This is a genomic window from Kitasatospora sp. HPM-01-4, from assembly GCF_051374625.1.
Taxonomy (GTDB): domain Bacteria; phylum Actinomycetota; class Actinomycetes; order Streptomycetales; family Streptomycetaceae; genus Kitasatospora.
This window is the reverse complement of sequence record NZ_JBPQGP010000005.1, coordinates 7,900,857-7,919,274: the sequence shown is the minus strand read 5'-3', so window position 1 is coordinate 7,919,274 and position 18,418 is coordinate 7,900,857. Positions and strand designations below refer to the sequence as shown.

Genomic DNA, 18,418 nt, shown 5'->3' with positions numbered 1-18,418 from the left:
CGCCCGCTTCCGTCCGACCGGGCCGCCGTCAGATGATGCGCCCCAGGTACTGGTTGTCGACCAGCCACTTCACATTGAACTCCCCCTTGCCGGACGGGGCGCCGGGAACGAGGTGGTAGTCCAGTTGGTACTGGGTGCCGAGGCCGGGCTGGGCGAACCACGGGGCGATCGGTCCCGTGTAGAGCTTGAACGGCTTGAGCACGCGGTAGTCGTGGTAGTTGCAGCCGGCCGCCGGGGTGCCGACCAGGCTCTGCGGCGGGAGGGACCGCTGTGCGTAGGGCAGCCCCTCGGGTGCGAGGAAGCTGCCGCCCTCGCCGCCGTAGCGGTCGATGTCCTGGTCCTTCTGCAGGGTGACCGCGGTCTTCTGCGGCGTGCCGTCCGGGTTGAGGACGTATCCGTCCTGCGCCGGGTAGATCCAGTTGCCGTCCCGCCAGTACAGGTCGAGGAACCGCTGCGAGCCCAGGTCGTCGGTGGACCGGTACCCGGTGACCTCCTTTCCTACCAGGCCGAGGACGGGCAGGCGCAGCGGGCCCAGTCGCTTGTCCCCGTCGACGAGTTCGGTCGAACACTCCGCCAGCGACCTGTCGAGTCTGGCTCTGGCGGTGTCCTGCATCGCACCGCGCTCGGCCCGGAGTGTCTGCGCCTGGGCGGCGGCGGGCAGCGAACCGGTGAACAGGACCGCGCCCGCGGCCACGGTGGTTAGGATGCTACGAACCTTCACGCTGCTCCCTCGAACGAGCCGGCATGCCCGATAACCTGCGGATATGACACACCGTCGATATTTCGACTACCTTGTGTAGCCACGCGGCCTACGTAACCGCCTGGGATGACGGCCGGTCAACAGGACTCGCCGAGCACGCCGCACCGCGTACCGGCTGGACGGCACGCCCCTTCCGCACGCCGGGCGGACCGGGCGGGGGCACGGGGTCGGTCTCAGTCGAGGACGACGGGTTCGCCGGTCAGCGCGACGCCTTCCCGGCGCATCTCGCCGAGGGCGCTGTCGGTGCTGTCGGCGGCGACACCGGCGGTGTAGTCGAGCAGGACGCGTACGGCGAAGCCCGCTCGCGCGCCGTCCAGCGCGGTGGCCTTCACGCAGTGGTCGGTGGCGATGCCGACGACGTCGAGGTCGCTGATGTGCCGTGCCCGGAGCCAGTCGGCCAGCGGCGTGCCGTCCTCGGCCGATCCCTCGAAGCCGCTCTTGGAGGCCGAGTGCGCCCCCTTGTAGAAGACCTCGTCGACGACGTCCGAGTCGGCGACGGACGCGAAGTTCGGATGGAAGGCGCTTCCCTCGCTGCCGACCACGCAGTGCACGGGGAAGGAGTTCACGTAGTCCGGGTGGTCGGAGAAGTGGCCGCCCGGATCGATGTGGTGGTCGCGGGTGGCGACGACGTGTGAGTACTCACCTCGGGCGGAGCGCCGGACCAGGTCGGCGATGGCGCTCGCCCGGTCCGCGCCGCCCTTCACCGGGACGCTGCCTCCCTCGCAGAAGTCCTTCTGCACATCGACGACGATCAGTGCACGGTTCACGGCAACGCCTCTCCACACGGGGTCCGGGCCCCCATCCGTGCCCGTCCCGCCGCGGCCGGGCACGGCACGGACCGGTCATTCACCCGACCGACCGCATCGCCCTGCCCCGACCGACCGCATCGCCCTGCCAAGGCAGGCCGTCTACCTCCCCCAGATCCTCCGGTACGCCTCGCGGTAGCCCGGCGGGTCCCAGGACGTGGCCCCGGCGCTGTTGGCGGCCGTGGTGATGTGCACCGGTGCGACGTATCCGGTGGCGGGGTCGCCGGAGAAGGCCCGGTTGAACTCGTCGACGATCTGCCAGCCCTGCTGGGCCAGCGGCTCGGGGACGGTGGCGGCCTGGAACTGCCCGCTCTCGATGCGCTGGAAGGCCGAGGGGTCGCCGTCGCCCGCGCCGATGTTGTACGGGGCGCCGTCGCCCGGTCTGCCCGCCGCCCGCAGGGCGGGTGCGGCATCGGCGAAGTACAGGTCGTTGACGGCCACGGAGTAGGTCCACCGGCTCTGGAAGCGGGCGAGCAGGGCGGAGACCGCCTGAGGGGTGCGGCTGCTCGCGTCCGGGATCGGGATGTTCTCGGCGGCCAGCAGTCTGACCCCGGGACAGTCGGCGAGTCCGTCCCTGATCAGGCCGGACTTGTTCTTGGCGAACGGGATCGAGTCGTCGGTGAAGAGCACGACTCCGGCGTTGCCCTCGGACTCGGCGATGACCCAGTCCGCGCTGATCCGCGCGACGTCCGCGACGCTGGTGGTGATGTTGCTGAAGAGCCTGGGACTGCTGCTCGGGCCGGGCGTGGGAACCGCGTGCCAGCCGACCAGCGGGAGGTGCGCCGCCTCGGCCCTCGCCAACTGCTGTGCGGTCAGGGCGGGATCGAAGCCGCCGATGACGATGCCCGAGGGCTTGAGGTCGATCGCCTGGTTGAACGCCGCCTGGACGCCGACGGGTGTGCCCTGTCCGTCGACCACCCTGACCCGCCATCCGATGACCGTCGCCGCTTCGGCCATCGCCCTCGCCACGCCCGCGACACCGGGGTTGGTCATGGTCTGGGCCACGTAGACGACGGTCTTGCCGGGGACCGCCGCCGGGCCGCTGGTGGGGCCCTTCCAGGAGGTGTCCGTCCGCTCCGCCTGCCGGACGTCCGCCCTGGCCCTGGCGAGCGCGGCCGGGCAGCCGGCCCCCGTCGGCCCCGCGGTGCCGGGTCCGGCACCGGTCGACACGCCGCGCTGGCAGCCGGCGAGGACGGCGGCCGCGGCCAGCAGAGCCACGCCTCGGCGGGCGGTCCCGCGGTTCACGGCAGGTCCCGGGGAGCATCGCCGTTTGCCGGCGACCCGCCGCTCCTGGCTGCGCCGGCCCGCAGTCGGCGCCGGGCGGAGTAGCCCGCCAGGCCGACGGCGATGAGCAGGGCCGCGCCGTTGAACAGCGGGACGGCCCAGAAGTCGGCGCCGAGCTGGCCGATTCCGGCGAGGCCGACGGCCAGCACGGCGACGGCGACCACGGTGCCCAGGGCGTTGGCCCGGCCGGGCCGGATCGCGGTGGAGCCGAGCAGCGCGCCGACGAAGGCGGGCAGCAAGTAGTCGATGCCGACGCTCGGGTTGCCGATCTGCTGCTCCGCGGCGAGCAGGACACCCGCGCAGCCGACGACCAGTCCGGACCCGGCGAAGGCGTAGACGCTGTACCGGCGGACGGGGATGCCGACCAGTTCGGCGGTGCGGACCCCCGCCCCGATGACGTACAGGTACCGGCCGAGCGGCAGCCGTTCCAGCAGCAGCCACAGCGCCGCGGCGAGGACGGCAACGTAGGAGGCGGACACCGGCAGGCCGAGGAACCTGGAGTCGTACAGGTCGGTGAAGGCGGTGGGCAGGCCGCCCGCACCGGGGACGATCCGGGCGCCGCCGGTGATCCAGCCGGAGAAGGCGTACAGGATGCTGCCGGTGCCGAGCGTGGCGATGAAGGAGTCGATCCTGCCGTACTCGACGACGAGGCCGTTGAGGACCCCGAAGGCCGTCCCGCCCAGGATCACCGCCAGGCAGGCGAGGGGCCAGGGCCAGCCGCCGTCCACGATGAGCCACAGCACCACGACGTGGGCGAGGCCGAGACCGTAGCCGATGGACAGGTCGAACCTGCCGGTGGTGATGGGGATCGTCGCGCCGAGCGCGAGGATCGCCGGGATCGACTGGCTGGAGAGGATCGAGGAGATGTTGTCCAGGGTGGGGAAGGTGTCCGGCAGCACGACGGAGAAGACCAGGAACAGCAGGGCGGCGAGGGCCGGCAGGCCGTAGCTGCCGATCAGGTGGTGGCCCCGCAGGCGGCTTCGCCGGGAACGGCGCGAGGGCGATCGCGAGGGGGGTGCGGTCATCGGTCGGTCGTGCCCGGGTCGTCGTCGCCGGTGACAGCGGGCATCGCCGAGGCCGCGCGGGTCAACTCGCTGACGGTGAGGGCCGATCCGGCCGGCTCGGCGGTCACTCTCCCGCCGACGAACACCAGCGCGCGGTGGCACACGGTGGCGACCTCCTCGAAGTCGGTGGAGCTGAGCAGTACCGCGAGGCCCGCGGCCAGCGCCTGGTCCAGCAGACGGTGGATCTCGGCTTTGGCGCCGACGTCCACGCCGGCGGTCGGCTCCTCCAGGACCAGCAGCCGCCGGCGCACCCGGAGCCAGCGGCCGACCATGACCTTCTGCTGGTTCCCGCCGGACAGGGTGGCGATCGGCGCCTCGCTGTCCCTGGGGTGCACCGAGAAGCGGTCGATCAGGGCGGTGGCCTCGGCGCGCTCGCGCCGGGGGCTGATCCAGTGCAGCGCCGGGACGCCGCCTGCCCGGGGGTTGGCCAGCAGGTTCTCACGCACCGTCAACTCGGCCGCGCAGCCTGCCTCCTGGCGGTCTCCGGTCACCAGGCCGACGCCCACGGCGACCGCCTCGGCGACGGAGCGCGGAGCGTAGGGCCGTCCGTCGAGCAGAGCGCGTCCGGCCAGGATCGGCCGGGCGCCGGCCAGTGCGCGGCCCAGGTCGAGGTGGCCGGCGCCGGTGAGGCCCACCATCCCGAGGATCTCGCCGGCGCGCAGCCGAAGGCTCACCGGTCCGGCCTGCCCGGTTCGGACGCCGTCCAGGCGCAGGACGACCGGGGCGTCGGCGGGGGCGGGGGCGCGCCGGTGGCCGGCCGGTTCCCGGCCCACGATGTCGCGCACCAGGTACCGGGGGCTGTGGCCGGCCAGCGGTCCCGAGCTGATCAGGCGGCCGTCGCGCAGCACGGCGAAGGTGTCGGCGACCCGGTACACCTCGTCGAGGCGGTGGGTGACGTGGATGATGCCGTGTCCCCGGTCGCGCAGGGTGCGCAGTACGCCGAAGAGCCGGGCGCAGTCGGCGGCGGGCAGCCCGGCGGTCGGCTCGTCCAGGACGATCAGCTCGGTCCGCCTCGCCAGGGCGCGGGCGATGGCGACCAGCGAGCGCTCGGCGGGGGCGAGGTGGGCGATCGGCTCATCGGGGTCGAGGTGTCCGGCGACGACCCCGAGGGCCTCGGCGCAGCGCTGCCGGGTCCGCCGCCAGGAGATCAGTCCGTGCCGGCGCGGATAGCCGGTTCCCAGGGCGATGTTCTCGGCGACCGTCATCCACTCGACCAGCCCGAGGTCCTGGTGGATGAAGGACATGGTCCGGGTGGCGGCCTCGGTGCCGAGCGGGTGGCCGGCCACCGTCACCTCGCCCTCGTCGGCGTGGTGCACCCCGGCGAGGATCTTGATGAGGGTGGACTTCCCGGCGCCGTTCGGGCCGAGCAGGGCCAGCACGCTGCCGCGGTGGAGGTCGAGGTCGACGCCGGCCAGGGCGACGGTGCCGCCGAACCGCTTGGTGAGACCCCGGATGCGCACGAGCGGGCCCGCCGGGGTGTCGGGAGCGTCATGCATGGATCTCTCCTGGGTCCGGCCGCCGAGGCCTTCCCGCCGGATCTCGCCGTCTCGCGGTGCACCGTTCCTACCAGCTGGGCCCCCGCGGCCGCACCGCCGACACACTGTTTCGGGCGGGCGCGCCGCTAGATGGCGGGAATGTCCGCCAGATAGCTCGCGGACAGGTCGGGCTCGCCCGCGGGCGAGTCCAGGGCGCACTCGGCCCAGATGACCTTGCCGCGAGGGGTGTACCTGGTCCCCCAGGCCCGGGCGAGCTGGGCGACCAGGAACAGGCCGCGGCCGCCCTCGTCGGTGGTGGCGGCGTGGCGCAGGTGCGGGGCGGTGCTGCTGGCGTCGAAGACCTCGCAGATCAGGGTGCGGTCGTGGACCAGGCGGACCCTGATGGGCTCGGTGCCGTACCGGATGGCGTTGGTGACCAGCTCACTGAGCAGCAGTTCGGTGACGAACGCGACCTCCTCGAGACCCCAGTCGCTCAGCCTGCGGGTGACGGCGGCTCGGATCCCGGCGACGCCGGCCGGGTCGGCGGGCACGTCCCAGGCGGCGATCCGGTCGGGTGGCAGCGCGCGGGTGCGGGCGACGAGCAGTGTCACGTCGTCGACGAGGTGTTCGGGCACCACGGCGTCCAGGACCGCGCGGCAGGTGTCCTCGGGAGAGCGGTCCCGGTCGGCCAGCGCGCCGCACAGCCGGCCGAGGACCGTGTCGACGTCGCGGTGGCGGTCCTCGATGAGTCCGTCGGAGTAGAGGACCAGCCGGCTGCCCTCGGGGAGGTCGATCTCGGCGGTCTCGAAGGGGAGGCCGCCCAGGCCGAGCGGCGGCCCGGCGGGGAGCTCGGGGAGCGTCACCGTGCCGTCCGGATGGACCACCGCGGGTGGCGGGTGGCCGGCCCGGGCCAGGGTGCAGCGCTGGGTGGTCGGGTCGTAGACGGCGTACAGGCAGGAGGCCCCGATGACGCCCGCGCTGCCGGCGGCGGGCTCCGTGTCGTGCTCCCGGTCGAGGCGGCCCACCAGGTTGTCCAGGTGGGTGAGGAGTTCGTCAGGGGCGAGGTCCAGTTCGGAGAAGTTGTGCACGGCGGTGCGCAGCCGCCCCATGGTGGCGGCGGCGTGCAGTCCGTGGCCCACCACGTCGCCGACCACCAGGGCGACCCGGGCGCCGGAGAGCGGGATGACGTCGAACCAGTCGCCGCCCACACCGGACTCGGCGGGCAGGTAGCGGTGGGCGACCTCGACGGCGTTCTGCTCGGGCAGGCCGCGCGGGAGCAGGCTGCGCTGCAGGGCCAGCACCATGGTGTGCTCGCGGGTGTACCGCCGCGCGTTGTCGATGCAGACCGCGGCGCGGGTGGCGAGTTCCTGGGCCAGCGAGCGGTCGTCGTCGCCGAAGGGCGCGGAGTCCTGCGCCCGGTAGAAGCTGGCGACGCCCAGGACGAGGCCGCGGGCGAGCAGCGGGACGGTGATCAGGGAGTGGACGCCCGCCGCGAGGATGCGCTCGCCCGCCTCGGCGTCCTGGGCGAGCCAGCCGGCGGCCGTGCTCAGATCGGGTTCCAGTACCGCCTGCCCGTTGACCAGGCACCGCGCCTGGGGGGTGGTGGGGCTCAGGTCGACCCGCTCGCCCACCGGGTAGAACGGGCAGTCGTCACGGATGCCGTGGACCACCGTGCGGCGGAGGTCGCCGCGCGGATCGGCGGACTCCTCGCCGCGCAGCACGGCCTCGGGCAGGTCGATGGTGACGTAGTCGGCCAGGCGCGGGACGGCCATCTCGGCGAGTTCCCCGGCGGTGCGGGTCACGTCCAGGGTGGTGCCGATGCGGGCGCTGGCCTCGGACAGCAGCTCCAGGCGTCGGCGGGCCGCGACGGCGTACTTGCCCACTCCCGGTTCGCCCACGAGCAGCAGCCCGGTGGCGGTGCCGCGTTCGCCGGCACCGGCGGGGGCTCCGGGGCGCCCGGCCGCCGGAACGGGCGGGGTGGCACCCTCCGAAGGGCCGAGCCGCCCGCCGGCATGGCCGGGGACGTCGAGCCGCGGCCGCACCGTGTCGCCGTGCAGGACCGCCTCGATGACGACGCCCTCCACCCCGGACCGGCTCGTCACCGGGCGGCTCACGAGGGTGACCCGGCGTCCTCGGGAGAGGGTCACCTCGACGGCGGCCCGCTGGGCCCGGGAGATCAGCTCGGCGGCCCGCTCCGTGAGGACCGCCTGGTCGCGGTGGTCCAGTCCGCTCCGGGCCAGCTCGTCCACCCCGATCAGGCGCTGCCCGTCCGCGGTCGGCTCACCGCTCCGCACCAGGCGCCCGGAGTCGAGGTACGCCCGCAGCAGCGCGCGTTCCCGCGCCGAGCTCTGCTGCAGCAGTCGCCGTTCGATGACGGCGGCCGCCTTGCGGATCACGGTGTCCAGCGCCGGGTCCGCGTAGTTGCTCGGGAAGCCGAGGCAGAGGACGCCCTCGATGCGCCCGCTGAGCGGGTCGCGGACCGGGATCGCCGTACAGCCGTTGGTCTGGGACCGCTCGGCGAAGTGTTCGGCCCCGTAGACGTGGCACAGCCGCCGCTCGGCGAGGGCGAGGCCGATACCGTTGGTCCCCCCGTACCGCTCGGCGAACACGAAGCCGGGGGTGCTCTGGAACTCGGGCAGGCTCCTGGCCATGGACGGATCGCCGAAGCGGCGTTGCAGCACCATGCCGGCGCCGTCGGAGAGCGCCACGTTCATCGGGCTGCCCGCGAACCTGGCCGCCAGCCGTTCCAGCACGGGCCGGGCCGCGCGGATGAGCCGGCCGTCCGGTTCGAAGTCCGGCCGGTACGGCAGCTCGATCCGGTCCGGTGAGAGCCCCAGCAGCTGGGAGCGCTGCCAGGAGCTCAGGATCAGGTCACGCACCCCGCCCTCGACCGAGCCGTTGTGCAGGAACCGCTCACGGACGCGGGTGGGGCCTGTGCCCACCTCGTCGGCACCTGTCACGATCGCCACGGCACTCACACTCCGAGGGGCTGCCCCCTTCGAAGCAATATTAGGACTTCGCCCACGAGGCGGATTCCTCACGACCGCCCGGGCCGTGGCACGGCGCCCGCCCCGGCCGCGGAGCAGCCACCACCCGCACCGCGCCGCCACGGCGGCGCGCGGCCCTCGGTGGCACCCTGCCGACCGCCACCGCATCATCGGCTGTACGGGGGACGCGGGGCCTATGGCCGGTCGGTCCAAGGAGCGCCATGAGTGGTTCTGCCTTCCCACCCGAGCGGCCCGCCGATGGCGGTCCGGCGATGGAACGCGCGGAGTTCGACGCGCTCTTCGAGCGGCTGCGCCGCGACCGCCTCCCCGCTCCGCCCCGGTCCGCGCGTGCGGCGGCGGCCCGCCTGGTGCGCACCGGCGAGGTCGTCGCCATGGGGCGGCCGTGGGACTGCGTCGCGGGGCCCGACAACCGCCGGCCCGCTCTGCACCTGATGACCGAACTGGCGGACGTCACGCCGCCCGAGCCGACCGTGCACAAGGACTTCATCGCCGCCGACTACCACGGGAAGGCACAGACGCACCTGGACGCGCTCTGCCACATCGCCTACCGCGGACTGCTCTTCGCGGGAGTGCCGGCCCGGGAGGTGCTCTCCTCGCGGGGTGCCTCCTACGGCGCGGTGACCGACCTGCTGCCCGGGCTGGTGGGTCGGGGCGTGCTGCTGGACGTGGCTCGGCTGCGCGGCCTCGACTGGCTGGAGCCGGGGACGGCGATCGGCGGCCCGGAGCTGACCGCCTGCGCCGAGCGGCAGGGCAGCCCGCTCCGTCCCGGGGACGCCGTCCTGGTGCGCACGGGCCACCTCGCCCGGAGACGGCGGCTGGGCCCCTGGGATCCGGACGGCCTCAGCGCGGGGCTGCACCCCGGTGCGATGTCCGTCCTGGACGGGTCGCGGGCCTCGGTGCTGGGCGGCGACGGCGACAGCGACGTGCGTCCGAGCCCCGTCCCCGGCGTCCACTCCCCGGTCCATGTGCTGGCCGTCACCACCATGGGGCTGCCCCTGATCGACAACATGGACCTGGAGCCGCTGGCCGAGACCTGCGCCCGTCTCTCCCGCTGGGAGTTCCTCTTCGTCGCCGCCCCGCTGAACATCCCCGGGGGCACGGGCTCTCCGGTCAATCCGCTCGCCGTCTTCTGACGGTCGAGGCCCGCAGCCCGCTTCCCCCAGCACCGAAGGAGAACTGACTGAACGTCAATCATCCTTTAAGAAGGGCCAGTTGCCGGATCTGCTCAGCTGCTGCCGTTGACCACGGAGTCCTGGACCGCACCGGCCGAGAGCTGCCGCTTCGCGAGCAGGCCGTCATAGGTGCCGTTCCTGACGATCGTGTTCATCGCCTTCACCAGGATGTCCCGCAGCTGGCTTTCGTCCTTGCGGACGGCTATCCCGTAGGGGCGGGGCTGCAGTTGGGAACCGGCGAGCTCGAAGGTCTGGCCTCCGTCGACGGTCTGGGCGCTGTACTGCGCCTTCGGGTAGTCGGTGAGGTACGCGTCCGCCTCGTCGTCGCGCAGGGCGGCCAGCGCCTTCTCGTCGGCGTCCGCCTCCACGACCTTCAGCGGCTTGCCGGAGTGTTCGCACGCCTTCTGCTGGTTGGCCGCGAAGTCGTCGTGGATGGTGCCCTTCTTCACCGCCAGCGTCCTGCCGCACAGGTCGTCCAGGGTGGAGATCTTCTTGGGGTTGCCCTTCCGGACCACCGTCCCGAAGCCGGCCATGAAGTAGTCGACGAAGTCCACACCGTCGTTGATGTGCTTGTTGTTGTTGTCGACGCCCTGCTCGCGGTCGCGGGTGTCGGTGATCCCGGACATCGCGATGTCGTACTTCTTGCTCAGCAGCCCGGGGAGCACGTTCGCGAAGGGACCGACGTCCTGGAAGTCGACTTTGACGCCGAGCACCTGCCCCAGGGCGGCGGCGAGATCGGGATCGAGGCCGTCCGGCAGTCCGTCCGGGCTCTTGAAGACCACCGGGGCGGCGGTGAGCGACGCGCCCACCTCGATCGCCCCGGCCTTCCGGATCGCCTCGGGCAGCTGGTCGTGCAGTGAGACGCTGCTGCTGCTCGAACCACAGGCGCTCAGCAGCAGGGCTCCGGCGCTGACGGCGGCTACGGCACCGCAGCAGCGGCTGGTGAAGGCGGTCATCTTCGATACTCCCGGGTGGTGGAGGCACGTCGGGGCATGGTGACCACCGGCCTCGTCGACCGCACCCACCGGCCCCGTTCCGGTGAAACGGCATCCCGCCCACCGAGGCGGCCGGGGGCGGGCCCCGGCAGCGTCCGAAGGCGGAGCCGGTCAGACTATAGCGACCGTGCCCGACAGACGTTCAGCAAATGTTCGCAGCCCGGCGGTTACTTCGTCATGCCCGGCCGGACCCGGCCGGCCGCTGCTCCCGGACCGGCCGGCGGTCGGGCGGCCCACCCCGCGCCGGATGGGCCGCCCGGTCCATGTCAGCCGAGCGCGGGGATGATGCTCTCGCCGTAGGCGTCGATGGTGGACTCCACAGCGTCGTGCATGGCGTAGACGGCGAACTGGTCGACGCCGAGGGCGCGCAGTTCGGCGAGGCGCTCCAGGTGGGCCCGGGGCGGGCCGATCAGGCAGAAGCGGTCGACGATCTCGTCGGGGACGAAGGCGGTGTCGGGGTTCCCGGCCCGGCCGTGGTGGGCGTAGTCGTAGCCGTGGCGGTTCTTGATGTAGTCGGTGAGGGCGTCGGGGACCAGGCCGGAGTGCTCGCCGTAGCGGGCGACCAGGTCGGCGACGTGGTTGCCGACCATGCCGCCGAACCAGCGGCACTGCTCCCGGGCATGGGCCAGCGCGGCGGGCGAGTCGTCCTCGGTGACGTACGCGGGGGCGGCGACGCAGACGGTGATCGAGGCAGGGTCCCGGCCGGCTTCGGCGGCGGCTTCTCGGACGGCCTTGACCATCCACTCGGTGAGGAAGGGGTCGGCGAGCTGGAGGATGAAGCCGTCGGCCTGGCGACCGGTCAGGGCGAGGGCCTTCGGACCGTACGCGGCCATCCAGACCGGGAGCCGGGAGCCGGGCTTGACCCACGGCAGGTGGACGACGGTGCCGTCCACCCGGGCCTCACGGCCCTCGGCGAGCTCCTTGATGGCGTGCATGGCGTGCGAGAGCAGGTCCAGGGTCGCGGGGCGGCGGCCGGCCACCCGCTGCGCGGAGTCGCCGCGACCGATGCCGCAGACGGTGCGGTTGCCGTACATGTCGTTGAGGGTGGCGAACAGGGAGGCGGTCACCTCCCAGGTGCGGGTGGCGGGGTTGGTGACCATCGGGCCGACGGTCAGGCGGCTGGTCTCCGCGAGGATCCGGCTGTAGATGACGAATGGCTCCTGCCAGAGCACCACCGAGTCGAAGGTCCAGCCATGGGTGAAGCCCGCCGCCTCGGCCCGCTTCATCCGCTCGACGAGCAGCTGCGCGGGCGGGTCGGTCTGGAGCACGAGTCCGATGTCCACTGGTCTCCTTAGGCGAGGTACTGACAGGTGGCGCGCGGTTGGTAGCGTCCGTGTCCCGCCCGGCCGAGGTAGGCGTCGCCGTCGATGACGACGGTGCCCCGGGAGAGCACGGTGCGGACCTTGCCGGTGATCTCTTTCCCCTCGTACGCGGAGTAGTCGACGTTCATGTGGTGGGTTTCGGCGGAGATGGTCTGCCGGGCCGCGGGGTCGTAGAGGACGACGTCGGCGTCGGCACCGGGGGCGATGGTGCCCTTGCGCGGGTAGAGGCCGAACATCCGGGCGGGGGTGGCGCAGGCGATGTCGATCCAGCGGCGGCGGGAGATCCGGCCCTCGACGACCGCCTGGTGGAGCAGGTCCATCCGGTTCTCCACGCCGGGCAGGCCGTTGGGGATCTTGGAGAAGTCGCCGCGGCCGAGCTCCTTCTGGCCGCTGAAGCAGAACGGGCAGTGGTCGGTGGAGACCACCTGGAGGTCGCCCGTGCGCAGCGCCTTCCACAGTTCGGCCTGGTGCTCGCGCGGGCGCAGCGGGGTGGAGCAGACGTACTTGGCGCCCTCGAAGCCGGGTTCGGCCAGGTTGTCGGTGGACAGGAAGAGGTACTGCGGACAGGTCTCGCCGAACACGTCGAGGCCCTGGCGGCGGGCCGCGGCGATCTCGGCGACCGCCGAGGCGGCGGAGACGTGTACGACGTAGAGGGGGGCGCCGGCCACCTGGGCCAGCTTGACCGCGCGGTGGGTGGCCTCCGCCTCCAGGAGCTCGCGGCGGACCTCGCCGTGGTAGCGGGGGTCGGTTCTGCCCGCCGCGAGGGCCTGTTCCACCAGGACGTCGATGGCGATGCCGTTCTCGGCGTGCATCATGATCAGGCCGCCGTTGTCGGCGCCGCGCTGCATGGCGCGCAGGATCTTCCCGTCGTCGCTGTAGAAGACGCCGGGGTAGGCCATGAAGAGTTTGAACGAGGTGACGCCCTCGGCGACCAGCAGGTCCATCTCCGCCAGGCTGTGCTCGGTGACGTCGGCCAGGATCATGTGGAAGCCGTAGTCGATCGCGCAGTTGCCCTGGGCCTTCTCGTGCCAGGCGTCCAGGCCCTCGCGCAGCGAGGAGCCGACCGACTGGACGGCGAAGTCCACGATGGTGGTGGTGCCGCCCCAGGCTGCGGCCCTGGTGCCGGTCTCGAAGGTGTCGGAGGCGAAGGTGCCGCCGAACGGCAGCTCCATGTGGGTGTGGGCGTCCACGCCGCCGGGGATGACGTACAGCCCGCGGGCGTCGAGCACCTTCTCGGCCGTCCAGCTCTCGGCGGCGGCGCTGCCGTAGGAGGCCAGCGCGACCACCTTCTCGCCCTCGATCAGGACGTCGGCGTGCAGTTCCTCGGCGGCGGTGACCACCAGGCCGCCGCGGATCACGGTGCGGTTCACGGTCCGCTCCTCTCAGGCCTCGGTGAGCGGGCCGTAGGCGTCGGGGCGGCGGTCCCGGTAGAAGGCCCACTGCTGGCGGACCTGCTCGATCAGGTCCAGGTCGAGGTCGCGGACCAGGAGCTCCTCGTCCTTGTCGGAGGCGGTCTCCCCGACGAACTGGCCGCGCGGGTCGACGAAGTACGAGGTGCCGTAGAAGTCGTTGTCGCCGTACTCCTCCACGCCGACCCGGTTGATCGCGGCGATGTAGTACTCGTTGGCGACGGCGGCGGCGGGCTGTTCCAGCTGCCAGAGGTAGGAGGACAGGCTCCGGCTGGTCGCGGAGGGGTTGTACACGATCTCGGCGCCGGCCAGGCCGAGCGCCCGCCAGCCCTCGGGGAAGTGCCGGTCGTAGCAGATGTAGACCCCGACCTTGCCGACGGCGGTGTCGAAGACCGGCCAGCCGAGGTTGCCGGGCTTGAAGTAGTACTTCTCCCAGAAGCCCTTGACCTGCGGGATGTGGTGCTTGCGGTACTTGCCGAGGTAGCTGCCGTCGGCGTCGATCACGGCGGCGGTGTTGTAGTAGAAGCCGGACTGCTCGATCTCGTACACCGGGACGACGATCACCATCCCCAGCTCCCGCGCCAGGTCCCGCATCCGGCGCACGGTCGGACCGTCCGGGACGGGCTCGGCCCAGCGGTAGTGCTCCGGCTCCTGCACCTGGCAGAAGTACGGGGCGTTGAAGACCTCCTGGAAGCCGATGATCTGGGCGCCCTGCGCGGCCGCGTCCCGGGCCGCCCGCTCATGGGCCGCGATCATCGTTTCCGAGTCTCCCGTCCAGGCCGTCTGGAAGAGAGCTGCTCGAACGACTCGGCTCATCGGTCTACTCCTTCGACGAAGGTGCTGTAGACCGTTGAGACTAGGAGCTTCCCGGCGCCACGTGTAGTGCCACGCTGTAACGCCGGGAAGCCGTTTCCCTTCGGTACTGCTCCGGCCGCGGAATCCGGTGGGCTCAGACCTCCGTCGGAGCCAGCCGGCGCAGCACGGCGGGCTCCGCGAGGATCTCGTCCAGGACCGCCTTGGCGTGCCGGTAGTGCGGGGTGGCGAAGTGCTCCTGGAGCGCCTCCTCGTCCCGCCACTCCTCCAGGACCACCATCCGCTCGGGGTGGTTCGGGTCGACCAGCGGCTGGTAGCCGATGCATCCCGGTTCGTCCAGCGAGGGCTCGATCATGCCTTCCAGCATGGTGCGCAGGCGCTCGGCCTGGTCCGGCCTGGTGGTCAGTTCGGCGATCAGGATCATCGGGTGGTTTCCTCCGGGTGGACGGGGCCACTGCCGGCTCCGGTGCGGTCGAGAGCGGCCGCGATCTCCGACAGGTCGTCGGCGGTGAGGTTCAGGGTGGTGGCCGAGGCCCAGTCGTCCAGCTGGGCGGGGCGCCGGGCGCCGACGATGGCGCCGGTGACGCCCGGCCAGGCCAGGGTCCAGGCGATGGCCACGGCGGGGACGGTGGTGCCGTGCCGCTCGGCGATCGGGCGCAGCGCGGCCACCAGGGCGAGGTTGCGGTCGAGGTGGGTGGTGAAGTCGGGGTGGCCGCGCCGCCAGTCGGCCGGGTCCAGAGCGGCGACCCGCTCGGCGGAGAAGGCGCCGGTGAGCAGCCCGGAGCCGAGCGGCTGGTAGACGATGCCGCCCGTCCGGTGGTCGGCCGCCCAGCGCAGTTCGGCCGCCGCGTCCCGGCTGAGCAGGGAGAACTGCGGCTGGATCGAGTCGACGTGGGCGGTCTTCTCGGCGACGGCGAGCTGTTCGGGGCTGTGGTTGGAGAGCCCGATGGCGCGGACCTTGCCCTCGGCCCTCAGGTCGGCCATCAGCTGCCAGTACTCCTCCAGCGGAGTTCCGCCGCCCTGGTCGGCACCGCCCCCGGCACCCCACTCCAGCGGCTGCCCGTCCCCGGGCCAGTGCACCTGGTAGAGGTCGATCCGCTCGACGCCCAGCCGGCGCAGCGAGTCCTCCAGCTCGCGGCGGACGCTCGCGGGCTTCATGATCTTGCGCGGCGAGGCGAGCCGGTCGTTCTCGTCCCAGACCAGGCCGCACTTGGTGAACACGTACGGGCGGCGGCTCTCGGGCAGCCCGGCCACCGCCCGGCCGACCACCTGCTCGGAGTGGCCGAGGCCGTAGACGGCGGCGGTGTCGATCCAGTTGACCCCGAGGTCGGCGGCGCGGTGGATGGCGGCGATCGACTCGCTGTCGTCCTGGGCGCCCCAGCTGTAGCGCCAGTCGGCGCCGCCGATGGCCCAGGCACCGAAGCCGATCCGACTGATCGTCATATCGGTGCTGCCGAGCGGGACGAGGGGTGTGTCGGTCATGTCGCTCCATTCGCGTTCGGTGGGCTCACGGCAACAAGCCTGCCTCTGCCGGATCGGCTGTTCCAGGTCCGTTCTTTACCCGGATCCGGCAGGGCCAGGCCGAATGCCGCGCCGTCCGCGCTGACGGTCCGCACGGGCCGGCCGGGGCCGGCGTGCGGGACGCCGCGGCCGCCGGGCGACCCCGGCCGGGCACTGATCGCGTACGCCGTGGAACCGGGCGGCCCGGGCGGGGCCGCCCCGCTCCCGCCGGTCGGCTGCGCCGAACGCTTTGCCCGGGAGGATCACCAGCAGGCAAGATAGCGACGTGACCCTCCTGGACCTGATGCCGAGCCCTGCCACTCCCGATGCGCTGTACGAGACCTTCGTCGAGTGGGTGCAGGAGCGGGGCATCACCCTCTACCCGGCCCAGGAGGAGGCGCTGATCGAGCTGCTCTCCGGGAACAACGTGATCCTCGCCACCCCGACCGGCTCAGGGAAGAGCCTGGTCGCGGCGGGCGCGCACTTCGCCGCGCTGGCCGAGGGCAAGCGGACCTTCTACACCGCGCCGATCAAGGCGCTGGTGTCGGAGAAGTTCTTCGACCTGGTGAAGATGTTCGGCACCGAGCAGGTCGGCATGATGACCGGCGACGCCAGCGTCAACCCGACCGCGCCGATCATCTGCTGCACCGCCGAGGTGCTGGCGCAGATCGCGCTGCGCGACGGCGAGCGGGCCGACATCGGCCAGGTCGTGATGGACGAGTTCCACTTCTACGCCGAGCCGGACCGCGGCTGGGCCTGGCAGATCCCGATCCTGGAACTCCCGCAGGCGCAGTTCCTGCTGATCTCCGCCACCCTCGGCGACGTGCGCCGCTTCGAGGAGGACCTGACCCGCCGTACCGGCCGCGCGACCGCCGTGGTCCGCTCCGCCACCCGCCCGGTGCCGCTCTTCTACGAGTACCGGCGCACCACCCTGCACGACACCCTGGAGGAGCTGCTGAAGACCGGCCAGGCGCCGGTCTACGTGGTGCACTTCACGCAGAAGGAGGCCGTCGAGCGGGCCCAGTCGCTGATGAGCATCAACATGTGCTCCAAGGCGGAGAAGGACGCCATCGCCGACCTGATCGGCAACTTCCGCTTCACCACCAAGTTCGGCCGCAACCTGTCCCGTTACGTCCGGCACGGCATCGGCGTGCACCACGCGGGCATGCTGCCCAAGTACCGCCGCCTGGTCGAACGCCTCGCCCAGGCCGGCCTGTTGAAGGTCATCTGCGGTACCGACACGCTCGGCGTGGGCGTCAACGTGCCGATCCGCACCGTGCTGTTCACCGCCCTGTCCAAGTACGACGGCCAGCGGGTGCGGGTGCTGCGCGCCCGGGAGTTCCACCAGATCGCCGGACGCGCCGGCCGGGCCGGTTTCGACACCGTGGGCCAGGTGGTCGCGCAGGCACCCGAGCACGTGGTGGAGAACGAGAAGCTGCTCGCCAAGGCCGGCGAGGACCCCAAGAAGCGCCGCAAGGTGGTGCGCAAGAAGGCGCCGGAGGGCTTCGTCGGCTGGAGCGAGGAGACCTTCGAGCGGCTGATCGCCGCCGACCCCGAGCCGCTGGTCTCCCGCTTCAAGATCAGCCACGCCATGCTGCTCTCGGTGATCGGCCGCCCGGGCAACGCCTTCGAGGCGATGCGCAAGCTGCTCACCGACAACCACGAGGACCGCCCCGCGCAGCGCCGCCACATCCGCAACGCCATCGCCGTCTACCGCTCGCTGCTGGAGGGCGGTGTGATCGAGCGGCTGGAGGAGCCCGACGCCGAGGGCCGGACCGTCCGCCTCACCCTGGACCTGCAGGAGAACTTCGCGCTCAACCAGCCGCTCTCCACCTTCGCGCTGGCCGCCTTCGAACTGCTCGACCCCACCTCGCCCTCGTACGCGATGGACGTGGTCTCGGTGGTCGAGGCCACCCTCGACGACCCGCGCCAGATCCTCGCCTCGCAGGAGAACAAGGCGCGCGGCGAGGCCGTCGCCGAGATGAAGCGCGACGGCATCGAGTACGAGGAGCGGATGGAGCGGCTGCAGGAGATCACCTACCCCAAGCCGCTGGAGGAACTGCTCGGCCACGCGTACGACGTCTACCGCCGGGCGCACCCGTGGATCGGCGACCACCCGCTGCAGCCCAAGTCGGTGATCCGCGACCTGTACGAGCGCGCGATGACCTTCTCCGACTACGTCGGCTTCTACGAGCTCGCCCGTACCGAGGGCATCGTGCTGCGGTACCTGGCCGGGGCCTACAAGGCGCTGGAGCAGACCGTCCCCGAGGACCTCAAGACCGACGACCTCAAGGACGTCATCGCCTGGCTCGGCGAGCTGGTCCGCCAGGTCGACTCCAGCCTGCTGGACGAGTGGGAGCAGCTGGCCAACCCCACCACGCCGCAGGCCGCCGAGGTCAGGCTGGACGAGAAGCCCGCGCCGGTCACCGCCAACGCCCGGGCCTTCCGGGTGCTGGTGCGCAACGAGATGTTCCGCCGGGTGGAGCTCTGCGCGCTGGAGCACTACGAGGAACTCGGGGAGCTGGACGGCGAGTACGGCTGGAACGCGGACCGCTGGGCGGACGCGATGGACGGGTACTGGGACGAGTACGACGACCTCGGTACCGGACCGGACGCGCGCGGGCCCCGGATGCTCCTGATCGAGGAGGACGAGGACGAGGGCGCCTGGCGGGTCCGGCAGATCTTCGACGACCCGAACGGGGACCACGACTGGGGCATCAGCGCCGAGGTCGACCTGTACGGCTCGGACGAGGAGGGCCGCGCGGTCCTGCGGGTCACCGCCGTGGACCGTCTGGGCGGCTGAGCGGCGT

Annotated in this window: 14 protein-coding genes; 2 read left to right on the top strand and 12 right to left on the bottom strand. The window is 72.2% G+C overall.

Annotation, left to right across the window (positions count from 1 at the left end; translation table 11 throughout):
• Positions 1-28 precede the first annotated feature (28 nt).
• The 6 genes from ACSMTC_RS34225 to ACSMTC_RS34200 form a co-directional block, all read right to left on the bottom strand.
• Positions 29-694, bottom strand: coding sequence for a TNT domain-containing protein (locus ACSMTC_RS34225; protein ID WP_436563623.1), 666 nt, complete (start codon positions 692-694; stop codon positions 29-31).
• 239 nt (positions 695-933) lie between these two features.
• Entirely contained in the window at positions 934-1,527 is a 594-nt protein-coding gene (locus ACSMTC_RS34220; RefSeq protein WP_436563622.1) for an isochorismatase family protein, read from the bottom strand.
• Between the two features lie 141 nt (positions 1,528-1,668).
• Positions 1,669-2,811 (bottom strand): substrate-binding domain-containing protein, encoded by a 1,143-nt coding sequence (locus ACSMTC_RS34215; RefSeq protein ID WP_436563621.1) that lies wholly within the window; start codon positions 2,809-2,811, stop codon positions 1,669-1,671.
• The gene (locus ACSMTC_RS34210; RefSeq protein WP_436563620.1) at positions 2,808-3,875 is read right to left on the bottom strand and encodes an ABC transporter permease; all 1,068 of its coding nucleotides are present in this window, start codon (positions 3,873-3,875) and stop codon (positions 2,808-2,810) included. The genes ACSMTC_RS34215 and ACSMTC_RS34210 overlap by 4 nt, the downstream gene beginning before the upstream one ends.
• A complete protein-coding gene (locus ACSMTC_RS34205) occupies positions 3,872-5,410 on the bottom strand; it encodes a sugar ABC transporter ATP-binding protein (RefSeq protein WP_436563619.1) in 1,539 nt (512 codons plus the stop codon). The genes ACSMTC_RS34210 and ACSMTC_RS34205 overlap by 4 nt, the downstream gene beginning before the upstream one ends.
• A gap of 125 nt (positions 5,411-5,535) precedes the next feature.
• Complete coding sequence (locus tag ACSMTC_RS34200; protein WP_436563618.1) at positions 5,536-8,358, bottom strand: SpoIIE family protein phosphatase; 2,823 nt, start codon at positions 8,356-8,358, stop codon at positions 5,536-5,538.
• 239 nt (positions 8,359-8,597) lie between these two features.
• Between ACSMTC_RS34200 and ACSMTC_RS34195 the strand changes: the two genes are divergently transcribed.
• Positions 8,598-9,530: a cyclase family protein gene (locus tag ACSMTC_RS34195; RefSeq protein ID WP_436563617.1), complete on the top strand. Its 933-nt coding sequence runs from the start codon at positions 8,598-8,600 to the stop codon at positions 9,528-9,530.
• A gap of 92 nt (positions 9,531-9,622) precedes the next feature.
• Here ACSMTC_RS34195 and ACSMTC_RS34190 read toward each other — a convergent pair whose 3' ends face one another.
• The 6 genes from ACSMTC_RS34190 to ACSMTC_RS34165 form a co-directional block, all read right to left on the bottom strand.
• Complete coding sequence (locus tag ACSMTC_RS34190) at positions 9,623-10,525, bottom strand: ABC transporter substrate-binding protein (RefSeq protein ID WP_436563616.1); 903 nt, start codon at positions 10,523-10,525, stop codon at positions 9,623-9,625.
• A gap of 305 nt (positions 10,526-10,830) precedes the next feature.
• Positions 10,831-11,847, bottom strand: coding sequence for a TIGR03842 family LLM class F420-dependent oxidoreductase (locus tag ACSMTC_RS34185; RefSeq protein ID WP_436563615.1), 1,017 nt, complete (start codon positions 11,845-11,847; stop codon positions 10,831-10,833).
• 8 nt (positions 11,848-11,855) lie between these two features.
• Positions 11,856-13,256: a dihydropyrimidinase gene (gene hydA, locus ACSMTC_RS34180; RefSeq protein WP_436563614.1), complete on the bottom strand. Its 1,401-nt coding sequence runs from the start codon at positions 13,254-13,256 to the stop codon at positions 11,856-11,858.
• A 12-nt stretch (positions 13,257-13,268) separates the two neighbouring features.
• Complete coding sequence (locus ACSMTC_RS34175) at positions 13,269-14,111, bottom strand: nitrilase-related carbon-nitrogen hydrolase (RefSeq protein WP_436563613.1); 843 nt, start codon at positions 14,109-14,111, stop codon at positions 13,269-13,271.
• Positions 14,112-14,244: 133 nt separating this feature from the next.
• Positions 14,245-14,532 carry a putative quinol monooxygenase gene (locus ACSMTC_RS34170; protein WP_436563612.1) on the bottom strand — a complete coding sequence of 96 codons (288 nt, stop codon included), beginning with the start codon at positions 14,530-14,532 and terminating at the stop codon, positions 14,245-14,247.
• Positions 14,529-15,590: an aldo/keto reductase gene (locus ACSMTC_RS34165; RefSeq protein ID WP_436563611.1), complete on the bottom strand. Its 1,062-nt coding sequence runs from the start codon at positions 15,588-15,590 to the stop codon at positions 14,529-14,531. The genes ACSMTC_RS34170 and ACSMTC_RS34165 overlap by 4 nt, the downstream gene beginning before the upstream one ends.
• 322 nt (positions 15,591-15,912) lie before the next feature.
• On the opposite strand from ACSMTC_RS34165, the gene ACSMTC_RS34160 reads away from it, so the two are divergent.
• On the top strand, positions 15,913-18,411 hold the full coding sequence (locus ACSMTC_RS34160; RefSeq protein WP_436564893.1) for a DEAD/DEAH box helicase: 2,499 nt from the start codon (positions 15,913-15,915) through the stop codon (positions 18,409-18,411).
• The last annotated feature ends 7 nt before the right edge of the window (positions 18,412-18,418 follow it).

What these genes read in the sequence shown, in the direction of transcription:
- ACSMTC_RS34210 (WP_436563620.1), bottom strand. Translation starts at nt 3,875, where the DNA reads ATGACCGCACCCCCCTCGCGATCGCCCTCGCGCCGTTCCCGGCGAAGC.
- ACSMTC_RS34205 (WP_436563619.1), bottom strand. Translation starts at nt 5,410, where the DNA reads ATGCATGACGCTCCCGACACCCCGGCGGGCCCGCTCGTGCGCATCCGG.
- ACSMTC_RS34195 (WP_436563617.1), top strand. Translation starts at nt 8,598, where the DNA reads ATGAGTGGTTCTGCCTTCCCACCCGAGCGGCCCGCCGATGGCGGTCCG.
- ACSMTC_RS34190 (WP_436563616.1), bottom strand. Translation starts at nt 10,525, where the DNA reads ATGACCGCCTTCACCAGCCGCTGCTGCGGTGCCGTAGCCGCCGTCAGC.
- ACSMTC_RS34175 (WP_436563613.1), bottom strand. Translation starts at nt 14,111, where the DNA reads ATGAGCCGAGTCGTTCGAGCAGCTCTCTTCCAGACGGCCTGGACGGGA.
- ACSMTC_RS34170 (WP_436563612.1), bottom strand. Translation starts at nt 14,532, where the DNA reads ATGATCCTGATCGCCGAACTGACCACCAGGCCGGACCAGGCCGAGCGC.
- ACSMTC_RS34165 (WP_436563611.1), bottom strand. Translation starts at nt 15,590, where the DNA reads ATGACCGACACACCCCTCGTCCCGCTCGGCAGCACCGATATGACGATC.
- ACSMTC_RS34160 (WP_436564893.1), top strand. Translation starts at nt 15,913, where the DNA reads ATGCCGAGCCCTGCCACTCCCGATGCGCTGTACGAGACCTTCGTCGAG.